General features: G+C 35.2%; 28 protein-coding genes and 1 other annotated feature. Of the genes, 20 read left to right on the top strand and 8 right to left on the bottom strand.

Annotated features, from left to right (window positions below):
* Positions 1-84: 84 nt before the first annotated feature.
* The 4 genes from P2Q73_RS12455 (at position 85) to P2Q73_RS12440 (ending at position 4,716) form a co-directional block, all read left to right on the top strand.
* Positions 85-1,419 carry a CoA-disulfide reductase gene (locus tag P2Q73_RS12455; protein WP_275787657.1) on the top strand — a complete coding sequence of 445 codons (1,335 nt, stop codon included), beginning with the start codon at positions 85-87 and terminating at the stop codon, positions 1,417-1,419.
* Positions 1,420-1,756: 337 nt separating this feature from the next.
* Positions 1,757-1,970, top strand: a binding site (T-box leader).
* A gap of 140 nt (positions 1,971-2,110) precedes the next feature.
* Positions 2,111-3,304, top strand: a complete 1,194-nt coding sequence (thrS, locus tag P2Q73_RS12450; protein ID WP_275787654.1) for a threonine--tRNA ligase — start codon at positions 2,111-2,113, stop codon at positions 3,302-3,304.
* Between the two features lie 74 nt (positions 3,305-3,378).
* On the top strand, positions 3,379-4,185 hold the full coding sequence (locus tag P2Q73_RS12445; RefSeq protein ID WP_275787651.1) for a nucleotidyltransferase domain-containing protein: 807 nt from the start codon (positions 3,379-3,381) through the stop codon (positions 4,183-4,185).
* A 3-nt stretch (positions 4,186-4,188) separates the two neighbouring features.
* On the top strand, positions 4,189-4,716 hold the full coding sequence (locus tag P2Q73_RS12440) for a GNAT family N-acetyltransferase (RefSeq protein WP_275787648.1): 528 nt from the start codon (positions 4,189-4,191) through the stop codon (positions 4,714-4,716).
* Between the two features lie 353 nt (positions 4,717-5,069).
* Here the strand turns inward: P2Q73_RS12440 and P2Q73_RS12435 are convergent, their stop codons facing one another.
* The 3 genes from P2Q73_RS12435 to P2Q73_RS12425 all read right to left on the bottom strand — a co-directional run bounded on the left by P2Q73_RS12435 (position 5,070) and on the right by P2Q73_RS12425 (position 7,097).
* Positions 5,070-5,540, bottom strand: a complete 471-nt coding sequence (locus P2Q73_RS12435) for a VanZ family protein (RefSeq protein ID WP_275787645.1) — start codon at positions 5,538-5,540, stop codon at positions 5,070-5,072.
* A 228-nt stretch (positions 5,541-5,768) separates the two neighbouring features.
* Entirely contained in the window at positions 5,769-6,632 is an 864-nt protein-coding gene (locus tag P2Q73_RS12430; protein WP_275787642.1) for an AraC family transcriptional regulator, read from the bottom strand.
* Between the two features lie 84 nt (positions 6,633-6,716).
* Positions 6,717-7,097, bottom strand: a complete 381-nt coding sequence (locus P2Q73_RS12425) for an NUDIX hydrolase (RefSeq protein WP_056831100.1) — start codon at positions 7,095-7,097, stop codon at positions 6,717-6,719.
* Between the two features lie 155 nt (positions 7,098-7,252).
* Between P2Q73_RS12425 and P2Q73_RS12420 the strand changes: the two genes are divergently transcribed.
* From P2Q73_RS12420 to P2Q73_RS12360, 13 genes are all read left to right on the top strand, one after another.
* Complete coding sequence (locus tag P2Q73_RS12420) at positions 7,253-7,465, top strand: helix-turn-helix transcriptional regulator (protein ID WP_053591508.1); 213 nt, start codon at positions 7,253-7,255, stop codon at positions 7,463-7,465.
* Positions 7,462-7,869, top strand: a complete 408-nt coding sequence (locus P2Q73_RS12415) for a hypothetical protein (RefSeq protein WP_275787638.1) — start codon at positions 7,462-7,464, stop codon at positions 7,867-7,869. Before P2Q73_RS12420 ends, P2Q73_RS12415 begins: the two co-directional genes overlap by 4 nt.
* Positions 7,870-7,886: 17 nt before the next feature.
* Positions 7,887-8,360: a low molecular weight protein-tyrosine-phosphatase gene (locus P2Q73_RS12410; protein ID WP_275787635.1), complete on the top strand. Its 474-nt coding sequence runs from the start codon at positions 7,887-7,889 to the stop codon at positions 8,358-8,360.
* A 40-nt stretch (positions 8,361-8,400) separates the two neighbouring features.
* Positions 8,401-8,832 (top strand): MarR family winged helix-turn-helix transcriptional regulator, encoded by a 432-nt coding sequence (locus tag P2Q73_RS12405; RefSeq protein ID WP_056833089.1) that lies wholly within the window; start codon positions 8,401-8,403, stop codon positions 8,830-8,832.
* 10 nt (positions 8,833-8,842) lie between these two features.
* Positions 8,843-9,301 carry an SRPBCC family protein gene (locus P2Q73_RS12400; protein WP_275787926.1) on the top strand — a complete coding sequence of 153 codons (459 nt, stop codon included), beginning with the start codon at positions 8,843-8,845 and terminating at the stop codon, positions 9,299-9,301.
* Between the two features lie 13 nt (positions 9,302-9,314).
* Positions 9,315-9,749 (top strand): GNAT family N-acetyltransferase, encoded by a 435-nt coding sequence (locus P2Q73_RS12395; RefSeq protein ID WP_275787631.1) that lies wholly within the window; start codon positions 9,315-9,317, stop codon positions 9,747-9,749.
* A 296-nt stretch (positions 9,750-10,045) separates the two neighbouring features.
* Positions 10,046-11,758, top strand: coding sequence for a methyl-accepting chemotaxis protein (locus P2Q73_RS12390; protein ID WP_275787629.1), 1,713 nt, complete (start codon positions 10,046-10,048; stop codon positions 11,756-11,758).
* 303 nt (positions 11,759-12,061) lie between these two features.
* A complete protein-coding gene (locus P2Q73_RS12385; RefSeq protein ID WP_156316829.1) occupies positions 12,062-12,580 on the top strand; it encodes a DUF2179 domain-containing protein in 519 nt (172 codons plus the stop codon).
* Between the two features lie 172 nt (positions 12,581-12,752).
* On the top strand, positions 12,753-13,181 hold the full coding sequence (locus P2Q73_RS12380; protein ID WP_275787626.1) for a DUF1801 domain-containing protein: 429 nt from the start codon (positions 12,753-12,755) through the stop codon (positions 13,179-13,181).
* A gap of 98 nt (positions 13,182-13,279) precedes the next feature.
* Complete coding sequence (locus P2Q73_RS12375) at positions 13,280-13,999, top strand: YebC/PmpR family DNA-binding transcriptional regulator (protein ID WP_053591518.1); 720 nt, start codon at positions 13,280-13,282, stop codon at positions 13,997-13,999.
* 248 nt (positions 14,000-14,247) lie between these two features.
* Entirely contained in the window at positions 14,248-14,394 is a 147-nt protein-coding gene (locus P2Q73_RS12370; protein WP_156350784.1) for a hypothetical protein, read from the top strand.
* A gap of 180 nt (positions 14,395-14,574) precedes the next feature.
* Positions 14,575-15,039, top strand: a complete 465-nt coding sequence (locus tag P2Q73_RS12365) for an NUDIX hydrolase (RefSeq protein WP_275787621.1) — start codon at positions 14,575-14,577, stop codon at positions 15,037-15,039.
* Positions 15,040-15,058: 19 nt separating this feature from the next.
* Complete coding sequence (locus P2Q73_RS12360) at positions 15,059-15,781, top strand: hypothetical protein (RefSeq protein WP_275787619.1); 723 nt, start codon at positions 15,059-15,061, stop codon at positions 15,779-15,781.
* 36 nt (positions 15,782-15,817) lie between these two features.
* Here P2Q73_RS12360 and P2Q73_RS12355 read toward each other — a convergent pair whose 3' ends face one another.
* From P2Q73_RS12355 to P2Q73_RS12340, 4 genes are all read right to left on the bottom strand, one after another.
* Complete coding sequence (locus P2Q73_RS12355) at positions 15,818-16,240, bottom strand: DUF4395 domain-containing protein (RefSeq protein WP_275787616.1); 423 nt, start codon at positions 16,238-16,240, stop codon at positions 15,818-15,820.
* Between the two features lie 158 nt (positions 16,241-16,398).
* Complete coding sequence (gene abc-f, locus P2Q73_RS12350; protein ID WP_275787613.1) at positions 16,399-18,054, bottom strand: ribosomal protection-like ABC-F family protein; 1,656 nt, start codon at positions 18,052-18,054, stop codon at positions 16,399-16,401.
* Between the two features lie 312 nt (positions 18,055-18,366).
* The gene (locus tag P2Q73_RS12345; protein ID WP_275787610.1) at positions 18,367-19,068 is read right to left on the bottom strand and encodes a hypothetical protein; all 702 of its coding nucleotides are present in this window, start codon (positions 19,066-19,068) and stop codon (positions 18,367-18,369) included.
* 2 nt (positions 19,069-19,070) lie between these two features.
* Positions 19,071-19,883: an ABC transporter ATP-binding protein gene (locus P2Q73_RS12340; protein WP_275787608.1), complete on the bottom strand. Its 813-nt coding sequence runs from the start codon at positions 19,881-19,883 to the stop codon at positions 19,071-19,073.
* Between the two features lie 229 nt (positions 19,884-20,112).
* Here P2Q73_RS12340 and dapD point away from each other — a divergent pair, with 229 nt between their 5' ends.
* The 3 genes from dapD (at position 20,113) to P2Q73_RS12320 (ending at position 22,763) form a co-directional block, all read left to right on the top strand.
* Positions 20,113-20,826 carry a 2,3,4,5-tetrahydropyridine-2,6-dicarboxylate N-acetyltransferase gene (dapD, locus tag P2Q73_RS12335; protein WP_056831083.1) on the top strand — a complete coding sequence of 238 codons (714 nt, stop codon included), beginning with the start codon at positions 20,113-20,115 and terminating at the stop codon, positions 20,824-20,826.
* Positions 20,827-20,837: 11 nt separating this feature from the next.
* Complete coding sequence (locus tag P2Q73_RS12330) at positions 20,838-21,962, top strand: N-acetyldiaminopimelate deacetylase (RefSeq protein ID WP_275787605.1); 1,125 nt, start codon at positions 20,838-20,840, stop codon at positions 21,960-21,962.
* A 378-nt stretch (positions 21,963-22,340) separates the two neighbouring features.
* The gene (locus P2Q73_RS12320) at positions 22,341-22,763 is read left to right on the top strand and encodes a hypothetical protein (protein ID WP_056831079.1); all 423 of its coding nucleotides are present in this window, start codon (positions 22,341-22,343) and stop codon (positions 22,761-22,763) included.
* 69 nt (positions 22,764-22,832) lie between these two features.
* Here P2Q73_RS12320 and asnB read toward each other — a convergent pair whose 3' ends face one another.
* Complete coding sequence (gene asnB, locus P2Q73_RS12315) at positions 22,833-24,677, bottom strand: asparagine synthase (glutamine-hydrolyzing) (RefSeq protein ID WP_056831076.1); 1,845 nt, start codon at positions 24,675-24,677, stop codon at positions 22,833-22,835.
* Positions 24,678-24,681: the final 4 nt, after the last annotated feature.

Here is a 24,681-nt window from a genome sequence, read left to right as displayed (position 1 = left end):
TTGAAGCAAAAACATTTTAGGAAGTTCAAATGACGAATAATAGGTTATATTAATAAAAACAAGAGAATTATAGGAGGAACTTGGATGCATTATGTAATTATTGGTGGAGATGCAGCCGGTATGAGTGCTGCAATGGAAATTGTTCGTCAAGATTCAACTGCTAAAATTACAACGCTAGAAAAAGGTCATATATATTCATATGGTCAATGTGGTCTACCTTATGTAGTAGGGAAACATGTCCCATCATCAACCGATGTGATTGCAAGAAGTGTAGAGATGTTTCGGAGCAAATACGGAATAGATGCCAAAACAGGATATGAAGTAACAAATGTTGATCCACTAACTAAAACAATATCCGGAAATATTCTTCAAACGAGAGATATATTTTCCTTAAAATATGATAGACTCCTTATCGCCACCGGGGCAAGTCCAGTTATACCTGACTGGGAAGGAAAAGATTTAGCAGGTATTCATACTATCAAAACCATTCCAAATACGGAAGCAATAATTGCAGATCTAGAACAAGTAAACCATGTGACAATTATCGGTGGAGGTTATATTGGTCTCGAGATGGCTGAGAATTTTGTAGGCATTGGGAAAAAGGTACGAATAATTCAACGTAGTAACCAATTAGCGAATATTTTTGATGAAGATATGTCTGGTTTTATTTATGAAGAGGCAATAAAGCAGCAGGTTGAAGTTATTTTGAATGAAGAAGTACAATCTTTTTCTGGGAACCATCGTGTAAACATTGTTATAACAGATAAAAAAAGCTATCATACGGACTTAGTTTTAATAGCAGCTGGTGTTAAACCGACGACAGATTTTCTAAAAGATACAGGAATACAAACAATACCTAATGGAGCAATAATTGTAAATCGTCACTTGGAAACAAGTATTCCCGATATTTATGCAGCTGGAGATTGTGCTACTCATTATAATCGGGTTAAACAAAAGAACGATTATGTTCCACTTGGTACCACAGCAAATAAACAAGGCAGGCTAGCCGGATTTAATATGATGGGACAAAAAAGAGAGTTTAAAGGAATTGTTGGTACTTCCATAATGAAATTTTTTGATTTATCCCTTGGTAAAACAGGGCTTTCTGAAAAAGAAGCGGAACAACTTGGTATCTCCTACGAAACCCATTTGCAACAAGTAAACGACATCGCTGGCTATTACCCTGGAAAGGAAGAAATGCAGATTAAATTGATTTATCGGAAAGATAATCAATTACTTCTTGGAGGTCAAATTGTTGGGGGGGATGGAGTAGATAAACGAATTGATGTGCTAGCAACAGCTCTTTTTCATCAAATGAGCATTTCTGATTTATTAGATCTAGATCTTGCTTATTCCCCACCTTTTAACGGAGTCTGGGATCCATTGCAACAATTGGCGAAGCGAGTACGTAAAAAATAAGACTTGACGATTTTTTCATTGTTGCATATACTAAACAAAATAATTTAACATAAGCGAAGAAAAGGACTTGATTCATTTATTTTTTCTTTTTTAGAGAACAGGGTCATTGGCTGAGAGCCCTGAAGGAAAAAGAATGTTTTACCACCTTGGAGCTATTATGGAGAATCAAAACCATAGTCGGGAAACCGTTATCTTTTATGAGCGCAATATTTTTTGTGTTGCAAAATTAGGGTGGAACCACGACCACACTCGTCCCTTTACCGGGATGGGTGTGGTCTTTTTTATTTATACCTAATCATCAACACTGATAAATATCAGAGCCTATAAATTAAATATGTTTTAAGCGAAGAAGAGGACATGAATTATTCTTTCATTTCTTATCAGAGAACAGGGTCATTGGCTGAGAACCCTGAAGAAAGAAGAATGATTTACCACCTTGGAGCTATTATGGGGAAAGTAAAACCATAATCGGGAAACCGTTATCTTCTATGAGCGCAATACTTTTTGTGTTGCAAAATTAGGGTGGAACCACGACCACACTCGTCCCTTTACCGGGATGGGTGTGGTCTTTTTTTATATCTATTTAGTTGGATGTTTAAATCTAACTGAATCAATTTAAAGCCACTGGCAAATGTCACAGATTTTTAAAACCGGATGCAATGTGAATTTTATCAAATAGGAGGAGTTTTTAATGTCAATTAAAGCGGAAGAACGAATTAGTCACCAAAAGTTAGGTCAGCAATTAGAGTTGTTTATGTCAAGTGATGAAGCACCAGGAATGCCATTTTATTTGCCAAATGGAATGGTGTTACGTAATGAACTAGAAGGTTTTTGGAGAAAAAAGCATCGAATAGCAGGGTATCAAGAAATAAAAACACCGATCATGATGAAACAAGAACTATGGGAGAAGTCTGGTCATTGGGATCATTACCACGAAAATATGTACTTCTCCCAAGTAGAGGATCAAAAATATGCAATAAAACCGATGAATTGCCCAGGTGCAGTGCTCATCTTCAACAGTAAAAGAAGAAGCTATCGTGAGCTTCCTATACGTTACACAGAACTAGGTTTAGTCCACAGACATGAGTTATCGGGTTCTTTAAATGGACTTTTACGCGTTAGAGCATTTACACAAGATGATGCGCATCTCTTCGTCCGTGAAGATCAGATAGAAAGTGAAATCGATAAAGTGCTTGATTTGGTGGATGAATTTTATTCCGCTTTTGGCTTTAGTTACAAAATAGAACTTTCCACTCGTCCACAAGATTTTATGGGAGTAGTAGAAGCTTGGGAACAAGCAGAGCATGCTTTAGAGTCGGTTTTAAAGAATAAGAATCTAGAGTACCAAATTAACGAAGGGGATGGAGCCTTTTACGGACCCAAAATTGACTTTCATATACTTGATTCACTTGGACGTAGCTGGCAATGTGGAACTGTTCAACTCGATTTTCAAATGCCTGAAAAATTTAATTGTCAGTATATTGATGAAAACAATGAATTACACCAGCCGATAATGATTCACCGTGCAATTTATGGCTCTATTGAGCGCTTCATAGCAATACTTATCGAACATTTCCAAGGGAGTTTTCCACTTTGGTTAGCACCTGTTCAAATCAAAATTTTACCGATAGCAGATGCACATGTTTCCTATGCAGAAAAAGTGAAAGAGCAGCTTGAACAAGAAGGCTACCGTATAGAAATAGATGACCGCGTGGAAAAAATAGGATTGAAAATTCGAGATGCTGCTTTGCAAAAACATCCTTATTTGCTTATTGTCGGAGAGCAGGAAATGGTGAACAACAAAGTCTCTGTGAGAAAACATAAGGTTGGTACTATTGGTGAAATGGACCTTAATGAATTAATTGATCATTTAAAGGAGAAATGAAAATTAACATGATTCCCCCTCAGACAGAGGAAATTTTCATGATGTTAACGAATGGAATAGGAGAGGGGGATATCATGAAAAGTTTAAATAATCGTCTATCGAGAAATTTGCAGGAATTTACTCAATTGTATACAAACGAACTTAACAATACTTTAAATGGGGATTTAATAGAAGGTGTCTATTTATATGGTTCTATTGCATTAGGAGCATTTAATGAGTATAAGAGCGATATTGATTTTATTGTTTTATTAAAACGACCTGCTAGTGAGCAAGAATTGCCCTCTATTAAAGAGCTTCATTCAAAAATGAATACTAATCACTTTGGAAATAGAATGGACGGTGTTTACCTCCAAGCAAATTTAGTAGGTAAAATAAACGAAGAACAACCTTTTTATCCTTATTGTGAGGAAGGAATAATAGATGTAGGACATTGGGATGTTAATCATATTACATGGTGGGTCTTAAAAAAACACGGCATTACATTGCAAGGTAAACCAATTGAAGATTTAGAAATTCCTACAAACTGGGAAGACGTTATGAAAACATTAAATTATAATATCAATCATTATTGGTTTAATAAGACGATAGAAGTCGATAACTTTTTGTCCGACGATATGATAGAGTTCACGACTACTACGATTTGTAGAATTATATGCTCTCTAGAGAAAAAGGATATTTTTTCGAAAGATGCAGCAGTTAATGAATGTCTAAATATCCTTCCGGAAAGATGGTATCCAATGTTAAAAGAGGGAGCCCGAATAAGAACGGAAAGCACTATGAAATCACTGTTCGTCAGTAATAGGATGAGAGCAGAAGAGTGTCGAGATTTTATTTTATTTGCACATCAGTTGTGCAATGAAAAATTTTTTGTGGAGGTGTAAGGAATGGAAATAAAAATGCTATCACCAGAAGATGCAAGTGCCTACTGGGAATTGAGATTAGAAGCTTTACAGCTGAATCCTGAAGCTTTTGGGACTAGCTATGAGGAAGCAATACAAAGAACGAATCCTATTGAACTTGTGGAAAAGAATCTTCAAGCAGAAGGAAATTATACATTTGGTGCATATTACCACGAGAAACTTGTAGGTATGGTGACATTAGTTCAAGAAGGGGGATTAAAGTTAAGGCACCGTGCAAATATTTATGCAATGTACGTAAGTCCCCAAGTTCGAGGGCAAAGTGTTGGAAAAGCCTTACTAGTGGAAGCCGTAAACAAGGCGAAAGCCATCAAGGAAATTGAAAAAATTAACCTTTCAGTTGTTTCAACGAATGAAGCAGCAAAAAACTTGTACTCACAATTAGGATTTACCATATTCGGAGTAGAGGAAAAGGCATTGAAAATGAATGATACATATTTTGACGAAGATCATATGGCACTTATTATAGATAAGGAAGAACAATGTAGAGACTGAAAAGAAAATCAACAATGAAAAACCAATTGTTTATAATGATAAGTCTTCCTAAAGAGATTGACTTATCCAATTAAAAGTAAAAATAGTAGATATATGTTTAAGGAATTGTTTATAAGGCAAGAACCATCACGAAGACTCCTGTGGGAACAGCTTGAGCAGAAGACCCGCAGGAAAGACACTGGCCGAACTTTATTTGGCCAGTTTCTTTGCGACGAGTAACCGCAGGAGCACATGTTTTTGCAGTGACGAGGAGGCTGAAGCCAAGCCCACGGAAAGCGAAGTGGTGGTCCTTGCCGAATTTATTACTCAACTCTATACACCTAAAATAGAGTATGTCTACAGTCTGAAAACCGCTAGATAGCGGTTTTTTTTTGTTTCCATCTTCTTATCCATTTCCACATTAATAGAGCTGTTATGGCACCTGCGGTATTAAGCATTACATCCTGAGCGGTTGCTGTGCGTCCACTTGTTAATGACTGGCGGAATTCATCTGCAACAGCGAAAAGGAATGTCAAAATCACTGCAGAAAGTGTTCGGTATTTAATATTAGGCAAAGCAGCATAAATAGCAAGTGCAATAAATCCAAAATAAAAGAAATGAGTGGCTTTTCGAATTAAAAATTCAACAAAAGCATAATATCCACGTTCTTCAATAGAAACTAAAATGCCCCAATAGGGAATTTGTAAATAGGACAGAATGGATTCTAGTGGTTTATTCGGAAGCCACGTTTTAAGAGTGGATTCAAGGGATTGCTGTTCCGCTGTTTGTCCAGATGAAATGAATACAATAATAAGTAAGATTAGTAAGGGAATAATTTTTTTCATAATAAAACCTTAACATATAATTTGAAAGTTTGGGTGGTTACAGGAGAAGTTTGGAGTTTCTTGGCTCCGAATTTAGCCCAATAAGTAGTAATCGGATAATAAATAGAAATAATCGGATAATGATCCTTAATAATCGGATAATAATCCTTAACAATCGGATAATAACATCGCATAATCGGATAATAAAAACCCGACGAGTATCTAGAAATTACTCATCGGGTTTTCAAGTTACTTAATAGGAATCCAAATCTCAGAGTAATAATCAGGATTCGATGGATTCTCATTGGAATAGACTTCTAACTCAGGTGTTCCTGCTTGCTCATAAGAGTTAGAAGGAAACCATTCGGAGTATATTTGCTTCCATGTATTCTGCATTGCATCTGGCATTGGACCGTGAACCTCAAACACTACCCATTTCGAAGCAGGAATCTCCATAGCTTCTAGGTTTTCTGGTACGTCACCTACATGGCTCGTTGCAATCCAATAATCGATTAAGCTGTTATCTTTAAAATTTTCATCTGCAACGCAAACCCCTAGCACACCATCGATTGCACCATTGTTTAACTGGAACAGTAAATCATCCGTTCCGTCTCCGTTCACTTCATCCCAAAATAAAGGGATACCTTGTGTGTTCTCACCATTTTTGCAATTGTACGTTCTTTTCAATCCAACCACTTGGAAACTGTCTTTCTCCACGATTTTATACTTCATTGGTTCTGCTCCTTTCAAGCTTACCTGGATTATCAGGCGATTGTATGATTGTAATTTTCCTTGCATCTTACGTGCTTCACTCGGCGTCAAGTTGTGTTGCTTACGAAAGGCTTTTGTGAAAGCTTCAGGAGTGTCGTAGCCATATTTGTAGGAGAGATTGATAATTTTATTATCCGTGTTCATTAATTCCTGCGCGGCTAATGTTAGTCTTCTCCGTCTGATATAATCCGAGATAGACATATCTGTTAAGATAGAAAAGGTTCGCTGGAAATGAAACACGGAGGAATTTGCTTCTTTTGCAATTTTCTCCATTGATAACTCCTCTAGTAAGTTTTCCTCCATATAATTAATTGCTTTTTGAATCGACTCTACCCAACCCATTGCACTCACTCCTTGTATTCATCATAAGCAATAACTAGTAACCCATCCTGTCATTTTGTGCTTACTTTGGACTGTTTTTTTAGCTTAAAGTATTTCAACTATTTCTTTTGGACGAACATCTAGTGTAGGAAGGTCCTCTATGTTGACCCAAATCGGTTCGTAAGTTCCACGTTGGACCGAAGTTTGCGTGTATTCTTCACCAGTTCCTGCCCCAAAAGTGCCACCAATAATATCGGCTAAATAATAATATTGTCTTCCGTTTTGCTCTAATACTTTTAGTGGACGTTTAATTTGAACGTGTACGCCTAATTCTTCGAACGTTTCTCTTATTGCAGCTTCTTCAGGAGTTTCACCGCTTTCAATGCCTCCACCTGGAAACACATAATAAGTGATATGTGGTTTAGTCCTTTTAATTAATGCAACACGATCATTTTCAATAATGACAGTTGCTCCTCGATTTCTCATGTGAATACCCCTTGTTTCTTTTTATTTAGTAGTAAAATTATAACAATAATTGATTGAAATAGGTGACAATAATGAATGTAAATATATCTTTACATTTAAAAAATAATATTTTATTCTATATGTAAAGATATCTTTACGTTTTTTGGAGGCAAGAGATGACGAAGGTAATTAATCATATAAAGGAAATTCGATTACAAAAAGGAATCACACAGATTCAGATGGCAGAGGATTTGCAAATTACAAGACAAACAATAACGGCAATTGAGAACAATAAATACAATCCCAGTTTAGAGCTTGCGCTAAAACTGATTAAATATTTTGATGTACCAATTGAGAAATTGTTTTACCTAAGGGAGAGTGAAAAATGAAGAAACGCTATGAAGTCATTATTTATGCAGTTGTAATAGGTTGTATGTTTATTGGTGGGTTACTTGGTGTTTATCTTGTTGGAAAAGAAGAGGGGAACTTTAGTTTTGATTTACTGATCCCTATAACAGTAGGCATAGTTGGTGGTTTCATCATTTTCCTGCTTATTTCGAAATGGCGTCAGAAAAAGAATGGAAAAATGCCTGATGTGGATGAACGTACTCTATTATTAATGAAAAAATATTTCTCGATTACCCTATATGTTGTTCTTTTAGGCAGTGGTGCTCTTCTACTCATTCTATTCGCAATGGGTGTAGAAACAATTGAAACAGGTATGCTTATTGTTTATATGATGGTGGTATATTTTCTAATAGGAATTGGGGTATTTGTTACAAAACTAATATAGAAAGGATGAAATTAGAAATGATTAACGTGTTATTTGTATGTCTAGGGAATATTTGTCGTTCTCCAATGGCTGAAGCGGTGTTTAAAAATTTAGTTGAAAAAGAGAATTTAAATGAAAAGATTCAAGTAGATTCTGCCGCAACGAGCTCATGGCATATTGGTGATCCCCCACATAAAGGGACGATTTCCAAACTAAAAGAATATAACATTTCAACAGAAGGAATGGTCGGTCGACAGTTAGAGAAGACTGATTATGAAAAATTTGACTATATTATTGGGATGGATGCGAGTAACGTGACAAATATTCGAGAGATACTTGGTCAACCAGATCATCCAAAAATAATACGTTTTTTAGATTTAACAGATCACAAAAAAGATGTGCCCGATCCTTATTACACTGGAAACTTTCAAGAAACGTATGACCTTGTAATAGAGGGGTGTCAGGCACTATTAAATAGTATAAAGTCGAATCACGAAGCTCAGTTCAATTGACTGTTCGGAGGAGTTAAGAAAAAGTATGGGAGTTGAGTAAATGAAACCAGATATTTTTAAGGTAATAAGAACTCTTGAATTATTCTCGAATGAAGCAATTATTAGATGGACAAAAGCTTTTGATAAAAATATCGGACTTTCCCCAATTCTTGTTTTAGCAGAATTAAGAAAAAAAGGACCGCAAAAATCAACTGTCTTGGCGTCTACTTTGGGATATACGCCTGGTGCGATTACAAACACTTCTACAAAACTGGTGAAGGAAGGTTATGCAGAGAGAGTTTATAATGAAGAAGATCGAAGAAACGTTTTAATTAGTATAACTCCTAAAGGAGAAGCCCTACTCCAAGAAGCAAGGAAAAAAGGGGAGGAATTACATATGGAACTCTTCCAAGTATTAAATGACGAAGAGCTTCAACAGCTGTTGACTTTATATGAAAAAATATTGAAAAATCTGGATCATGAGGAGAAATAAGTGGTTGAGTATGCCTGTAATAAAACATACAACGTATATTATGGCTCCTATAACTAAGTGTTTTGATTTAGCTAGAAATGTTGAGATTCACACTAAAACTACGGCAAAAACAAATGAAAAGGCGGTTGCCGGCGTGAAAAGTGGACTGCTCAATTTGGGTGATATTATCACTTGGGAAGCAACTCATTTTGGTTTTAAACAAAAATTGACTGCTAAAATAATTGAAATGAACATGCCATTTAGATTTGTAGATGTAATGGTAAAAGGAGCATTTCATTCATTTACGCATACGCATGAGTTTGTCGAATTTGATACGGGAACAATGATGACTGATACATTTGAATATAAAGCTCCTTTCGGGTTTATAGGGATAATTGCAGATAAATTGTTTTTAGAAAAATACATGAGAAATTTTATATTAGTTAGAGCAGATGAGTTGAAGAAAATTGCAGAAACAAAACATGTTTAGGGAGGAAAGGTACTTGGACTATATTTATTATGAAGGAATACCAAAAGCTTCTGTACTAAATGGGATTATGGATTTACATGAGCATGTTTTTGAAGGGTCGCAGCTTCGTGAAGAGAAATTAGCAGAAAAAGAAAATATGATAATCTTTGTTGCTTGTGATCGAGAACGGGTTGTTGGATTTAAAATTGGATATAAATATTCAAGCGATACCTTTTATAGCTGGTTAGGTGGTGTTCACACTGACTATCGGGGAAATGGAATTGCATCCGAGTTAATGCGGAGACAGCATGCACTTATTAAGTCGTTGGGTTACATAAATGTACGAACTATTTCTCGAAATATTAAACGCGAAATGCTTATATTAAATATTAAGTTTGGTTTTAACGTAATAGAAACTTTTGTGAGTGAAAAAGGGAAACATAAGATTGTGTTGGAAAAAGAGCTCTAAGTATCCTAAATTTAATTATAGAATTTTTACTATTAATTACAGATAAATATAAAATAATGGTATTTTATTAGGGTCTTTATCAATAATACTAAACATCTATTAAAAATTTTAGGAATCATTCACATTTTTATGGTATTTTTTACAATAAAAATATATTTATTTTAGCCTAAAGCTGTGTTTTAATATGAGAATGAATACTGATAATGTGGTGTGAACACTGATGATAACACAGGTTTTGTCCCGTTAGCCAATATTCCGCATTTTAAAAAATTCTTATGTTGAACGGGAGAAAAAAGATGGGTATTTTAAGGAATTTAAAGGTTACTCAGAAGTTATTAGTGTTAATAGGAATTGGAGCACTAGCATCCTTATGTATTGGCTTAACAGGATTTAACTACGTTAAAGAGATGGCACAAAAATCAGAAGAAGTTTATAACCAATTATTAAAACCTACTCAATGGCTTGGCGAAGTGAGATATGAAAATGCTAGAATTGATAGTAATTTACTGAGCATCACATTAACAGATGATCCTAAAGATAATGCTCAGTTGAAAGCTAGTATGGATAAATCAATTGAAAACGTCATATCACAAATGAACAAATTTAAAGAAATTGCTCAAACAGAACGAGAAATAGAATCTATAAATCAATATGATCAAGATGTAGCAGATTTAACTGAATCAAGGGATGAAATGATTAATTTTGCAATGAAAAATGAAAACACAAAAGCATATGATATATATAAAAGAGAAGTAGGTGAAAAGAGAGAGGCTATCGATCAAACACTAATGACTCTTCAACAATATAATCTTGAATATGCAGAAGAAATTAATAAACAAAATCAGGATGATATCAAACAAGCGATAATCATGTTATGTGTAATATTAGTTGCAAGTATAGTTGTTTCAGTTTTTGTAGGACTAATTATTATGAAGATGATTGTAAGACCGACAAACGAACTAAAAGAACTTCTTTCTAAAGCTGAGGCTGGAGACTTTACTGTTCATGGTAGTTATCAATCGAAAGATGAGCTTGGAGTATTAACAAATTCCTTTAATCAAATGATTAGTGGGGTAAGAGGAATTATACAGACTGTTGCTGAAACCTCTCAACAAGTTGCTGCAGCTTCCGAACAGCTTACCGCTAGTGCAGAGCAGACTTCAGCTGCTACACATCACGTTGCTAATGCTATTGAGGAGATTGCTACAGGTGCTGAACACTCAACTAGTAAACTTGAACACAATTCAAGTGAATTACAAGATGTGTTAAATGGAATTAATGTAATAGTAGAAGGATCAAGTAAAATTTCTGACCTAGCTAAAGATACATCGAAAGAAGCAGAAGAAGGAAATATGATTGTAGCAAACAATTTACAACAAATGAGTAATATTCAATCTTCTGTTCAGAAATCACATGAGGTAATATCTTCTTTATCCCACCAATCAAATGAAGTGGGCAAGATTCTTGATGTTATAAATGATATTGCTGCACAGACTAATTTACTTGCTCTCAATGCAGCGATTGAAGCTGCACGTGCGGGTGAACATGGTAAAGGTTTCGCAGTTGTTGCAGATGAAGTAAGAAAGCTTGCTGAACAATCTATGTCATCAACCAAGCTTATAGCTGAAATTATTACTAGCATTCAATATAATTCAAACGAATCCGTACAATTTATGGGAGAAGTAATGGACAATGCTGAAGAAGGAATGCAAATCACTACTGAAACAGCAGAGAAGTTTATGCAAATACTAGAAAAAACAAGAAATATCACTCCTCAAATTGAAGAAATGACGTCTACTGTCCAAGAGATTTCAAGAAGCACACAATCTGTTTCTGATACAGCAGAAGAACTAGCCGCATTTGCTCAGGAAAATGCATCAAGCTCTGAAGAAGTGGCAGCTTCTACAGAACAGCAATTGGCCTCAATGGAAGAAATCAGTAGTTCTTCTAAAGTGTTAGCTAAAATGGCTGAAGATCTGAATGAATTAGTAACCAAATTTAAAATTTAAATATATACAAGCAAAAAGGGCATTCAAAGAATGCCCTTTTTCTATTTCTCTGCCATCATATTAATTATTTTTATTACATATTTCATCATACGTTCATGTGCTTCTTGAGGAGAATAGTAAGCGCGATTATTTAGTAAGTTGGAGAACATACCCTAACGAGTACCATGAAATCGGATGAAACAAAGTTTTATATTACAGAATTATCTGAAAGCTTTCGAAGGCAAAAAAATGGTGTATGATAAATTGAAAACTTTTGAGGTTGACCGAGATTTTGTATAGAGATTACTTATAAAGAAAGCTGGAATAGATGTGGATTCAATAATATTGCTAATTGTTATTATTAATGTAACCTACATGACACTAACAACCTTACGATTAATTTTAGTAATTAAAGGCTACAGGGGTGTAGCGTCATTTTTATCCATGGCTGAAGTGTTTGTGTATTTAATGGGTTTGACGATGGTATTAGATAATTTAGATAAACCTTTAAATATATTAGCGTATTGTATTGGATGGGGACTCGGGGTTTATTTAGGTAGTATTATTGAAAATCGATTAGCACTAGGTTATATTGTGTTCGAAGTAATTGTAGATTCGTTAGAAATTGAATTGCCTGCTCAAATTCGTGCAAAAGGATATGGAGTAACTTCCTGGGTTGCGGATGGTAAAGATGGCAAACGGCTTTGTATGAAAGTCTTAGCAAAACGTAAAAATGAACTGAAGTTAAAAAATTATATTATGTCTTTATCTCCAAAGGCATTTATCATTTCATATGAACCCTCTAGATTTAATGGAGGGTTCTTAGTTAAGTTAACTGAATAAGAGAGAAAGAGTCTTTATTCCAATAGGTGAATAGGCTCTTTTTTCTTTTTATATGATATTCTTGGGATACCTTAAAAAGATGCATCTATTAGTGATTAAAATAAAGGGAATTATGTTATTTTGTTAGAAAGTTAATAGTGGATTTAAAATAGTTAATAAAGGAGATATATAAATGTCTAAGTATGAGCAAAAGACAAAAGAAACAGAACAAGATGTGGTGGAATTTATTGAAAAGGTAGATAGTCCGAAGAAAAGAGAGGACGCATATAAACTTTTAGAGATTTTTGAGGAAACGTCCGGCTTTGAGGCTAAAATATGGGGACCAAGCATTATTGGGTTCGGATCCTATCACTATAAGTATGCATCTGGCCACGAAGGTGATGCTCCACTCGTCGGTTTCTCTCCGAGAAAGGCGAAAATCAGTTTGTATTTTGCAACCGGTGATGCAGAACGTGAAGAAACATTAAAGAGATTTGGAAAGTATACTGCTGGAAAATCCTGTGTGTACATTAATAAATTAGACGATATTGAGGTTGATGTTCTAAAAGAGATGATTACTCAATCTATTAAATTCTTACAAAATTTGTATCCGAACAATTAATATTAATGGAAGTTAATGTATTTATTTTGCTACTTAGTGCGAATTTCATGTATAATGTTACAGTATAAATTTAATGAAGCGAAAGAGAGTGGGACTTTATGGGTCGTAAGTGGAACAATATTAAAGAAAAGAAAGCTTCCAAAGATGCTAATACTAGTCGTATATATGCTAAATTTGGTCGTGAAATATATGTAGCTGCAAGACAAGGTGAACCAGATCCTACTTCTAACCAAGCATTAAAAGTAGTTTTAGAACGTGCAAAAACATACAGTGTGCCTAAGCATATTATTGATAAAGCAATTGAAAAAGCAAAAGGTGGATCTGAAGAGAGCTATGACGAGCTTCGTTATGAAGGCTTTGGTCCAAGTGGTTCAATGGTTATCGTTGACGCTCTAACAAATAACGTGAATCGTACTGCATCTGATGTACGTGCTGCATTTGGGAAAAATGGCGGTAATATGGGTGTGAGTGGTTCGGTTGCTTATATGTTTGATGCAACTGCAGTTATCGGTTTAGAAGGAAAAACAGCTGATGAAGTACTAGAATTATTAATGGAAGCGGACGTAGATGCCCGCGACATTATCGAAGAAGAGGATTCTGTCATTGTTTATGCAGAACCAGATCAATTCCATGCTGTACAAGAAGCATTAAGAGAAGCTGGCGTATCGGAATTTACGGTAGCAGAGTTAACAATGCTTGCTCAAAACGACATCTCCTTAGATGCTGATGCACAAGCTCAATTTGAAAAAATGATTGATGCTTTGGAAGATCTAGAAGACGTGCAGCAAGTTTACCATAACGTAGACTTAGGAGAATAATATAGTTTAAAAGGTTGTCTCATACGTAGTTTAACTACGTGGAGGCAGCTTTTTTTATTTATTTTTGCTTCTGAAGATGTTTAGTTGGAAAAAATGATGCTTTAGTTGGAAACTAAGTAAGTTTAGTTGTAAAAATGAAGAACTTAGTTGGAATTATAAGAGTTTTAGTTGGAATTTAATTCTCAGTGCAAAAATGGACGAAACGGAAAATAATATAATACGTCCAATACTGTTAAGGGGGGCATAGGATGAGCAAGAAGTATTTATTCTCTTCAGCAATCATTCTTACGCTAGTTATGTCGATTTTTTTCCCAAGTAAATCACAAGCAGATTGGACCAACTCGTTTGAGAAGTATTCAGACATGGAGGGAACTTATTCTGGGAACTTTTCATAAACCTATCCAAAAGGTACTAATTATTATTCAATTGTTGGGGTAAGCACCGATGAAGCTTTTGCCGTTAAAAATAATGGAAGCTATATAATAGTAACAAGGGATGGTGAGTACGCAGGTGATAAAAATGACTTGTTATAATTACTATTCTTGGTATTTATATTAGTAAAAGGAGAAAATAAATTGGCTAACGAATATCCGAAGCATATTATTGCAGTGTCTGCGTATGTTACAAATGAAAAAGGAGAAGCATTATTAGTTAAAACACATTTGCGTTCAGATACTTGGGAAGCTCCTGGAGGGCAGGTAGAAGTGGGAGAACCATTAGATGTTGCACTGAGTAGAGAAATCTTTGAAGAGACTGGTATTATAGTGCGTCCATTAGGCGTAACTGGAGTCTATTACAATGTAACAAAGCATATACTGTCCGTCGTTTTTAAAGCAGCTTATATTAGTGGGGAAATGAAAATTCAACCGGAAGAAATAAAAGAAGCGCAGTTTATTAGGCTAACGGAAGATAATATTGCCGACTATATTACACGACCGCATATGAGATCTAGAACATTAGACGCAATGAGAGCTGTTCATTTCATTCCTTATGAAACATGGGATGTAGATTCTTACAATATTCTCGGTAGATTGGAATAGAGAAAGGAGGCTGAATATTTTGCTGCAAACATCATTAGTCACTGTAACGCATGACCCGGAAGGAAAGAATATAGAAATCTTAAAAAGATTGCAACTAAGCTTGGAAGAAATATATGAAGAACTTTTTATTACCATTAGTGAAGAATCTTCATCGGAATTAATAAAAGCGATAGAAAATAGCCGTTTTAACTTTAAAATTATCCCCAAGACAGGAGCGGCAAATGCCAGAAGGGAAGCATTGAAGTATGCACTAACAGGGAAGGGGCGACACTTTCATTACTGTGACTTCGATAGAGTTTTAACGTGGGGTAAAAACCATTTAAACGAATTAAAAGTACTGGTAGGAGACATACCAAATCATGATTATTTAATACTTGGCAGGACAGAACGAGCAATGAAGACTCATCCTATTGAATGGATAGAAACAGAAAAAATCACCAATCATATAGTTTCACTGGAACTTGGAAAAGAAGTAGATATAACCGCGGGATCTTGTGGATTTACGAGAGAAAGTGCTGAATATATTACTAGGTATTCGAAAGAAAAGATGACAGATGCGGAATGGGCGATGATTGTTCATAGGATCGTCAAACGGCAAGTCGATTACCGAGCAGTTGAAGGTTTGGAATTTGAGGAAGAGATAAATGGTTTAAATAGAACGATTAGTGATTCAGATAAATGGTTTAGTCGTTTAAGGCTTGGATACATTATAAGTGAAACAGCAATAAAGGTTGGTAAATAGAAAACAGCCTCCCCCGTTTCTGGAAAGGCTGTGGTTTTAGTGAGCTGCTGAATTTTTTCTGCGATATTGCCATTGTTGGTATTGGAAACGAACGAAACACCCAATACAAAATCCGAGGATTGCTATTAAAGCAGCGAGACCAACCATTACTGTAGCAATATTAAATAATACTACCCAATTTAATAGAAAACTTATACTTGCAACGAATAAGAAGCCGACTGCCAACCATTGGTTAAATCTTAACTGAGCATAATCCTCTTGAATATATTGATTTGCAGGCTTCGATAAAAAACGTTTAACTATGACCAATATTGGATGAAAACCAGTTAATAAGCTAGAAAGATTTGCGATTAGTGGAATAAATAAAATCCACGCAGATTGTATAATAAGAGCTATAAAAACAGACACAACAATTGTCCATTGATTTGCCATGACAAGAGGTTTTGGGATTGTTTTCATTTTAAAACCTACTTTTCTTATTGGATTTATATTTATTATAAGATGATTTGATGAAATTGTAAATAATTTAATACTTACATATTTCCCGGGAAATTGACAAATCTTGAGTGGCTTTAACAAAAAAAGAGGCAACCCTTTTAAGGGATAGCCTCTGAAATTTATTTTCCTTTTAATTCGTTAATTTGCTTTGTTAGTTCTAAAAACTTTTGGTCTAACTCGTTGTATTTTGGATCGCTTTTTTGTATATAACTAAGTGCTCCCAACACTGCCTGCCGTTCTGTTTCAAGTTTTAATAATTCTTTTTCAAGATTGGATTCATTGTTTTTATTTATCCATTCATTGTAACTCATGTCTATTTTTTTTATTGTTTTATTTTCAAAAATGAGCAGTTTGTTTGATAGTTTATCTAAAAAGTAACGATCGTGTGTAACTAATAAAATGGTACCAGGATAGGTGGAAAGCGTTTTTTCTAATTGCTCTCTAGATGGAAGATCTAAATGGTTGGTTGGCTCATCTAATAGTAAGACATCCTTTTGGTCTAGTATGAATTCCATGAGTTTTAATTTTACTCGCTCACCCATACTCATTGTTGAAATAGGGCGAGACCAGTGATCCTTTGAAAATCCGAGGTTCATCATAAGTGTTTGTATTTTACCTCTAATCTCATAATCTGTAGGACCAAAAAATTCGAAGGGTGTTTTTTCTTCTGGTAGATCAAATACGGTTTGACGTAAATAGCCTATATTCATCGCTTCTGATTTCCATAGCTCTCCTTCGCTCGATTCTTCCCCCAGTAACATGCGGAAAAATGTCGATTTTCCACTTCCGTTAGGACCAAGAATACCAATCCGCTCTTGAGATTGTATAGTAAAAGAGGCATTCTGAAATAAAAGATTGTCCTCGAAACTCTTTGTTATATTTTTGGCTTCTACAACACGTTTCCCTTTTTTCTTGTTCCCTTCAATAGAGAAGAGCACTTCTTTTTCTTCTTCTGGTTTATCTATAGTGTTTTTAGAAAGTTCTAGTTCTAACCGTTTCTTTTTAGAACGAATTTGAACATCCATTTTCTTAGCTTTGACACGGTAATATTCTTTATTAAATTCATGTTTCGTTGATTCTTCATGTGCTTTGGAAGACCAGTTTTTTAGCTCGGATATTTGTTTCTCTACTTGCTGTATTTTAGATTGCTGGGCATCATAAAGTCTTTGTTGGGTTAATCTGTTTTCTTCCTTCTTTTGTCGATAAGAAGAGTAGTTCCCTATATAGACCGTCAATTTTTTATTTTCAACTTCCCAAATACAATCAGCTACCTCATCCAAAAAGTATCGGTCGTGCGATACTAAAATAATTGTTCCTTGGTAAGCGTTTATCTGCTTTTTCAGGAAAGACAAGCTATCTTGATCTAAATGATTAGTAGGTTCATCTAGTAATAGGACTTGAGACTTCTCAGCAAATACGCGTGCTAATCTTCTCTTCATTTTTTCTCCACCACTCAAATGGGTGTAACTACGACCTTTAGGAACAGACCATTTACTGAAGTATATCCATTCATCATCAGCGTAATCCGTTTTGTTAAATTGTTCATCTTCCTGTTTAAAGTAACTGATAGTTGGTGGGGCTCCAAACCACTCGATTTGTCCTTTTGTTGTGGCAGACTCTTTTGAAAGTAAAGAGAGTAGAGAAGACTTACCTTCTCCATTTCCACCTACAATACCAATCACAGACCCGGAAATAATATCCGCCTTCACATTTTGTAAAACTATCTTATCGCCAAAAATAATACCTATATCGTTTAACTTGCCATGTAGTGTCATAAAATCCTCTCCTTTTGGAGGAATAAAAAAATCCCTCCGATATTAAACGGAAGGATTACATACTGACCATTAAATGAATATGCAAAAAACCACTACAAAGCGTTAGCGTATTGTAGAGAATTATTTGCAGTAATTTTGAAAAATGGGCAGACTAATCCTATTTCCGGTTTCGTAAAGTTTTATTTTGTTACTGCGCAAATATATCGCAGAAAAACTTCTACTGAGAAATAAGATTAAAACTTCATCGGCCACCCATCGTCCCTTCAAAATTTGATGTCTTCATTATATCATATTCATACTTTCGTTTTAAACTCAACTTTCCTCTTTTAAAAATAATTTAGTTAAAACAATAAAACCAATAATGACATACATAATCGCAAAAGCTGAAACCGTCCAAAATTCTTTTCCAAACTGATCTAAACTGTCAGGCTCAAAAAAATTAATAACATTTACAACTGGAGGAAATACGATAAAAAGCCATTTTAATAAAGCCAGTTTCTCTATTATTCCTTCATATGAAAGTGTTAAAACGATGATGAAAACTGCAAAAAGCCATGTATATTTCTTTGGTACAAATGATGAAATAGAAGAAAGGAATCCAACAAAAATACCAAATATGGCCAATAATAGATGTATAAAAATAGAGAGGCCGATATGAATTAGTGTCATTGCTTCATTGAAACTGTTCATTAGTATAGGATAGATAATTGCAAACAACATAAAAATAATGGAGATCAAGATACAGATTATCCATTTCCCCCATAGATAGTTCTTTTTGCTAAAGTGGACAAATAATATATTTTTCTCAGCTTCCTCTTCAATAGAAAAAATACTCATCGATACCCAGGTCATGACTATATAGATGGCGATGCTTGTTACTGCGTAACTACTTAATATTTCCACGCCGCTGTAACTATATAAAACAAAAACCCATATTAAAAAGGATGCTGCTGGAGGGATAATTTTGAATGAGCGTATATAACTTATCAATTGGTATCTAATAAATCCTGGCACAGTTACTTCCTTTCCTTGACCTCAAGTACTGAACAATTTTTATTTAACAAATCCAATAAAAGTAAATCACTTTTTTCTAGCTCCACCGTTATTAATGCCGTATCTTCTTCAAAGTAAATTTCGATCATATCAAGTTCATTAAAAATTGCCTTGTTAGGGAATTTTACTTTTACCTTTCTGTGTATACTAGTAGTTTCTTTTTGAACTAAGATACTACCATCTTTAACATATACAATTTGATTGGCTAAAGTGTCTACTAACAGGTCCTCGTGAGTGGTAAAAATAATCGTCATTTGTTTTTTTAGTTTTTCAAGAATTGCAATTAGACTTTGTTGAGAGGTAGCATCCAATCCAGTTAATGGTTCATCCAAAAGAAGGATGTCTGGTTTAGTTAGAATTGCTTGAAGGATACCTACTTTTTGTTTCGTGCCTTTTGAACATCGCTTAAGAGGAACGTCCATAAAAGACTCTATTTCAAACAAATGGATATACTCTAACAACTCTTTTTCCGCTTGAGTCGATGATATGCCATGAAAGGATGCTGTTAATAGTAAATATTCCTTTAGCTTAAATCGTAGGTTTTCAGGGAAATGCTCCGGTACATACCCAATTCTGTTTCCATTTCTTAAGATTTTTCCGCTAGAGGGCTCATAAATTCCGGCTAAAAGTTTTAATAAAGTACTTTTGCCTGACCCATTTTGACCACGTATAGCAACAGATTCATTTTCATGAAGCTTAAAGGAAACATTTTGTAAGACTACATGTCCATTTATTTCTTTCATTACATTTGAGGCCTCAAAAATTATTTTCTTCATCAGCACCACTGCCCGTTTTTCTATTATTCTAGCATATAACAATCCATTTTGAAAATTTATCCAAACCACTATTACAAGTAGATTACTGGTGCCTGGCACCAGTAATCTACTTGTAATAAAATGCAAAAAAACTTTATTTTCAATTAAATTTAGAGAAATGTATTTAAATTCGTGATTTTTTATAAAAATTCCTGTACAATTGACACATAATTTTAGGAGGTAACAGAGGATGAAGCAACTAGACGCGTATGAAATTATTTCTTATATTCAACATGCAAAAAAATCAACACAGGTAAAGGTATACATAAAAGGGAAGGACATCAATCAAATTTCTTTTGGTGAACAAACAAAAGTATTTGGAGAAGGTAATTCTCTTGTGTTATTTGGAGAATGGTCTGAAATTGAGCCAGTTTTAAATGAAAACAAAGATCAAATTGAAGATGTAGTTGTAGAAAATGAAAGTAGAAATTCTGCCATTCCACTTTTAGATTTAAAGGGAATTAATGCGCGAATCGAGCCAGGTGCGATTATTCGTGACCAAGTGAGCATTGGCGATAACGCTATTATTATGTTAGGTGCTGTTATTAATATTGGTGCCGTTATTGGTGAAGGTACAATGATCGATATGGGAGCAATTCTTGGTGGACGAGCAACGGTAGGAAATAACTGTCATATCGGCGCAGGAGCAGTGCTTGCTGGAGTAATTGAGCCGCCTAGTGCAACTCCGGTTATTGTGGAAGATGATGTACTAATCGGTGCAAATGCAGTTGTGTTAGAGGGATGTAGAATTGGAAAAGGTGCAGTAGTTGCTGCTGGAGCTGTTGTGACGAAGGATGTTCCTCCGTATACAGTAGTTGCTGGAACACCTGCTAAAGTCATTAAAGAAATTGATGATAAAACAAGATCTAAAACGGAAATCATGCAAGAACTACGTCAATTATAAGAAGGTGTCCTATGAAGTCTTTACTTGAAATTCGACGGGATTTGCACCGTATTCCTGAACTGGGCTTCCAAGAGGTGAAAACAAATGCTTATTTATTGGAGCAGATTCATTCACTTCCCCAGGAAAGATTGAAAATTGTTACATGGAAAACAGGAATAGTAGTTAGAGTAGAGGGCACAAATGCGACAAAAACGATAGGTTGGCGTACGGATATTGATGGTTTGCCTATTTCTGAAGCTACGGATCTTCCATTCAAATCCGAGCATACAGATAAGATGCATGCTTGTGGACACGATGTGCATATGACGGTAGCGCTTGGGCTGTTAAAGTCCCTTGTGGAGAATCCTGTTAATGATCATGTCGTTATTCTATTTCAGCCTGCAGAAGAAGGTCCTGGTGGAGCATTACCAATGAGAGAATGGTTGAAATTGGAGCAGCCGGAGCTTGTACCTGATCAAATATATGCCTTTCATATTGCACCTGAGTATCCAGTAGGAACTGTTGCAACTAGACCAGGACTGCTGTTTGCAAACACATCCGAACTATTTATTGATTTAGTAGGGAAGGAAGGCCATGCTGCATTTCCACATCAGGCAAGAGATATGTCAATTGCAGCAGCGACTCTCTTACTACAACTGCAAACAATTGTTAGTAGATCAATAAACCCTATGGATCCAGCGGTTGTTACAATAGGAAAAATGACTTCCGGGACAGTTCAAAACATAATTTCTGGTCAAGCACGTTTAGAAGGCACTATTAGAACAATGGATGCCCAAACAATGTCGACAATAAAAGAAAAAATTGAGTCGTTTTGTCGAGCAACTGAAATGGCGTTTGATTGTGATATTCATATCGATTATGGTTCTTCTTATTACCAAGTTAAAAATGAAGTAGCTATAACTAATGAGTTTTTAGCGTTTGCTGAGCAAGACAAAAAAACTACCGCTATCTTATGTGACGCTGCAATGACTGGAGAGGATTTCGGGTACTTCCTACAAGAAATTCCTGGTATGTTATTCTGGGCAGGGGTAGATTCTTCTTTTGGATTGCACCATGCAAAATTAAATCCAAATGAAGCGGTCATTGATTATCTTGTTCCATTTGTAGATGCCTATATTCGTAAAATTTCATGCTAATAAAAATAAGGAGCTACCCAACTTAATGGGTCGCTCCTTTTTCTTTGAATAGGTTATGAAACCGATTTACATAAAGAACGTATCAATAGACATAGCGGCGACAGCGATGCGACCAGTTTGTATCTAAAGATTTAAATGAAAATGATTTTAGGAATTTCTACTGGTTAGAGGAAAAAAAGAAGGACTCATCATACTTAACAACATTTGAATGTAATCAATTTTCACGTGTTACTTTGCAGATCCTAAGAACAAAGGGAAAAAGAGAAAAGATGAGATCGCTGCTTGGAATGAGATTAAAAAACTTCCTGGTAACAATGAGTACATAAGGAAATGATAACAGAGCCAAAAAAAAATGATTAATGTGGGGTGTGGATATTAATGAAAAGAGTAGCAATGTTTTTTATATTAATTCTATTTTCTATTACTCCAACTGTTCATGCTTTAGAGTGGGCTTATTTTTTTGTTGTATGGGATGGAAATGTTTACGAAGTGAAAGAGGAAGAAGTAGGTGAAAGTGAAATAGGCAAGGCTATAGGATACGTAGAAACCAAAGCTAATAATAGAACTGGCAAACACGTTGGTAATGCATCTAACTACTATCCAATAGGAACAAAATATTATGAGATAAAGGGAATACAATCAGATAAAGCAATTGCAGTTGAAGCAGGAGAAAAACAATGGGTAAAAGCAGAGTTTATACACAAAAAGCCTTCTTACTGGCTGGAAAAAGTTTTACCATTTCTTTTGCTACTATTAATAATAGTTGTGTTTTTCATTGCGTTTAGTAGTAAAAAACGTTAAATAATTCAACAAGAAAACAAAACGGTCCTTATGGAAACCGTTTTGTTTTAAATTCATTTGTTCTCGGTATTAATCCACAAGTTCTACATTATAATCCCTAAACCAAATATGCAATTGAGCCAAATAAGCTAATAATTGCGGACCAGACATTAACTGGCCGAACCAAGGGACTTTAAAGGCATCTCCATTCGAATTTATTAAATCACTTAGTCGATGTGCATGAAAAAGTTCATGCAGTATGGAGTTTTTATCTAATAACTGTTCCTTTAGTAAGCTTTGAACTTTCTCCGAGTAAACAGGATTATGGGTTTTCGGATAAGGGCTCTTCTTTCTGTAAAGTACTTCGGTAGGAAGAATACCTTGAAATGCTTTTCTTAGAATTCCTTTTTCTTGATTACCTACCATTTTATAATCCCATGGAATATTCCATGCATATTCCACTAAACGATGATCCGCAAAAGGAACACGTACCTCCAAGCTTGCGCCCATGCTCATTCGATCTTTTCGGTCAAGTAAAGTCGTCATAAACCAAGTCATATTCAGATAGAATAATTGTCTTCGTTTAGCTTCAATTTCTGTTTCACCATCCAATAATGGAGTTTCTATGAGTGTCGTATTATATGCATTTTCTACATAGTCATCTATATTTAGTTTTTTGTGCCAGCTATCATTAAGTAGAGAATTCCGTTCATTTTTTGAACGTATCCAAGGGAAGACACTATCGGAATTGGCTACTTGATGAAACCAAGGATACCCACCAAAGATTTCGTCCGCACATTCGCCAGATAGACCAACTGTAAAATTTTGTTTAATTTCTTTACAAAACCAGAGTAAAGAAGAATCAATATCCGCCATTCCTGGAAGATCTCGAACGTGTACAGCGTCTGTCAAATATTCAACGAGTTGGTTTTGACTAATGATGGAGTAGTGGTGAAGTGAACCGAGACTATTGGAGACTTTTTGGATCCATGGCCGGTCGTCGCTTGGTTGAAATGCATTTCCTTGGAAGTGTTGTTGATTGTTTTCATAATCAATTGAGTAGGTGTGGAGAGGGGCCTTGTTATCATGTTTATATGCATTGGCTGCAATTGCAGTAATAATACTAGAGTCTATGCCACCTGAAAGAAACGTACAAAGAGGTACATCTGATACTAGTTGTCGCTCTACGGCATCAGTTACGAGGAAACGCACATTTTCTATCGTTTCATCTAAGGAATCCGTATGTTCTTTGCTTTCTACATTCCAATAGCGCCAAATACGATGTCCATTTTTTGAAAAGGTCATGGCATGTGCGGGACGTAATTCATTAATTCCATCATATACACCTGATCCAGGAGTACGTGATGGTCCTAAACCAATTATTTCTGCCATGCCAACTCGAGTGATTTTCGTTGGAATATCTGGATGGGCAAGAAGTGCTTTTAATTCGGAGGCGAATAGTAATCCGCCATTTCTTTCTGCGTAAAATAGTGGCTTAACTCCAAGTCGATCTCTTGCGATAAAAGCCTTTTGTTCTGTTTCATCCCATATTGCAAAAGCAAAAATACCATTAAAATAATCAACACATTTTTCTTTCCATTCAATATAAGAAGTCAATAAAACCTCCGTATCTGAATGACCAGAAAAAGTATGGCCACGTTTCAACAGTTCCTTTCGAAGGTCTTCTGTATTATACAATTCTCCATTGTACGTAAGTGTATATTGGTTATGTTCATACGTTTTGACCATGGGTTGTTTTCCTCCAACAGGATCGACTACAGTTAATCGCCGATGACCTAGTAACGTATGGGGACCAAACCATATATTATTGTCATCTGGTCCTCGTCTACTTAGAGTTTCCGTCATTTTTTTTACAATAGGCAGCTCGTTTCGTAAGTCTTTATTAAAATGAATCCAACCAGTGATTCCACACATTTAT

The sequence above is a fragment of the Bacillus sp. Cr_A10 genome (assembly GCF_029222665.1).
GTDB lineage: Bacteria > Bacillota > Bacilli > Bacillales_A > Planococcaceae > Psychrobacillus.
This window is presented reverse-complemented; position numbering and strand designations above follow the sequence as displayed.

Excerpts from the sequence above, each read along its gene's own strand:
- P2Q73_RS12440 (WP_275787648.1), top strand. The coding sequence starts at position 4,189 with ATGGAAATAAAAATGCTATCACCAGAAGATGCAAGTGCCTACTGGGAA.
- P2Q73_RS12425 (WP_056831100.1), bottom strand. The coding sequence starts at position 7,097 with ATGAGAAATCGAGGAGCAACTGTCATTATTGAAAATGATCGTGTTGCA.
- P2Q73_RS12330 (WP_275787605.1), top strand. The coding sequence starts at position 20,838 with ATGAAGTCTTTACTTGAAATTCGACGGGATTTGCACCGTATTCCTGAA.
- P2Q73_RS12455 (WP_275787657.1), top strand. The coding sequence starts at position 85 with ATGCATTATGTAATTATTGGTGGAGATGCAGCCGGTATGAGTGCTGCA.
- thrS (WP_275787654.1), top strand. The coding sequence starts at position 2,111 with ATGTCAATTAAAGCGGAAGAACGAATTAGTCACCAAAAGTTAGGTCAG.
- P2Q73_RS12355 (WP_275787616.1), bottom strand. The coding sequence starts at position 16,240 with ATGAAAACAATCCCAAAACCTCTTGTCATGGCAAATCAATGGACAATT.
- abc-f (WP_275787613.1), bottom strand. The coding sequence starts at position 18,054 with ATGACACTACATGGCAAGTTAAACGATATAGGTATTATTTTTGGCGAT.
- P2Q73_RS12415 (WP_275787638.1), top strand. The coding sequence starts at position 7,462 with ATGAAGAAACGCTATGAAGTCATTATTTATGCAGTTGTAATAGGTTGT.
- P2Q73_RS12375 (WP_053591518.1), top strand. The coding sequence starts at position 13,280 with ATGGGTCGTAAGTGGAACAATATTAAAGAAAAGAAAGCTTCCAAAGAT.
- P2Q73_RS12420 (WP_053591508.1), top strand. The coding sequence starts at position 7,253 with ATGACGAAGGTAATTAATCATATAAAGGAAATTCGATTACAAAAAGGA.
- P2Q73_RS12400 (WP_275787926.1), top strand. The coding sequence starts at position 8,843 with ATGCCTGTAATAAAACATACAACGTATATTATGGCTCCTATAACTAAG.
- P2Q73_RS12435 (WP_275787645.1), bottom strand. The coding sequence starts at position 5,540 with ATGAAAAAAATTATTCCCTTACTAATCTTACTTATTATTGTATTCATT.
- P2Q73_RS12340 (WP_275787608.1), bottom strand. The coding sequence starts at position 19,883 with ATGAAGAAAATAATTTTTGAGGCCTCAAATGTAATGAAAGAAATAAAT.
- P2Q73_RS12370 (WP_156350784.1), top strand. The coding sequence starts at position 14,248 with ATGAGCAAGAAGTATTTATTCTCTTCAGCAATCATTCTTACGCTAGTT.
- P2Q73_RS12430 (WP_275787642.1), bottom strand. The coding sequence starts at position 6,632 with ATGGGTTGGGTAGAGTCGATTCAAAAAGCAATTAATTATATGGAGGAA.
- P2Q73_RS12405 (WP_056833089.1), top strand. The coding sequence starts at position 8,401 with ATGAAACCAGATATTTTTAAGGTAATAAGAACTCTTGAATTATTCTCG.
- P2Q73_RS12390 (WP_275787629.1), top strand. The coding sequence starts at position 10,046 with ATGGGTATTTTAAGGAATTTAAAGGTTACTCAGAAGTTATTAGTGTTA.
- P2Q73_RS12320 (WP_056831079.1), top strand. The coding sequence starts at position 22,341 with ATGAAAAGAGTAGCAATGTTTTTTATATTAATTCTATTTTCTATTACT.
- dapD (WP_056831083.1), top strand. The coding sequence starts at position 20,113 with ATGAAGCAACTAGACGCGTATGAAATTATTTCTTATATTCAACATGCA.
- P2Q73_RS12380 (WP_275787626.1), top strand. The coding sequence starts at position 12,753 with ATGTCTAAGTATGAGCAAAAGACAAAAGAAACAGAACAAGATGTGGTG.
- asnB (WP_056831076.1), bottom strand. The coding sequence starts at position 24,677 with ATGTGTGGAATCACTGGTTGGATTCATTTTAATAAAGACTTACGAAAC.
- P2Q73_RS12410 (WP_275787635.1), top strand. The coding sequence starts at position 7,887 with ATGATTAACGTGTTATTTGTATGTCTAGGGAATATTTGTCGTTCTCCA.
- P2Q73_RS12445 (WP_275787651.1), top strand. The coding sequence starts at position 3,379 with ATGAAAAGTTTAAATAATCGTCTATCGAGAAATTTGCAGGAATTTACT.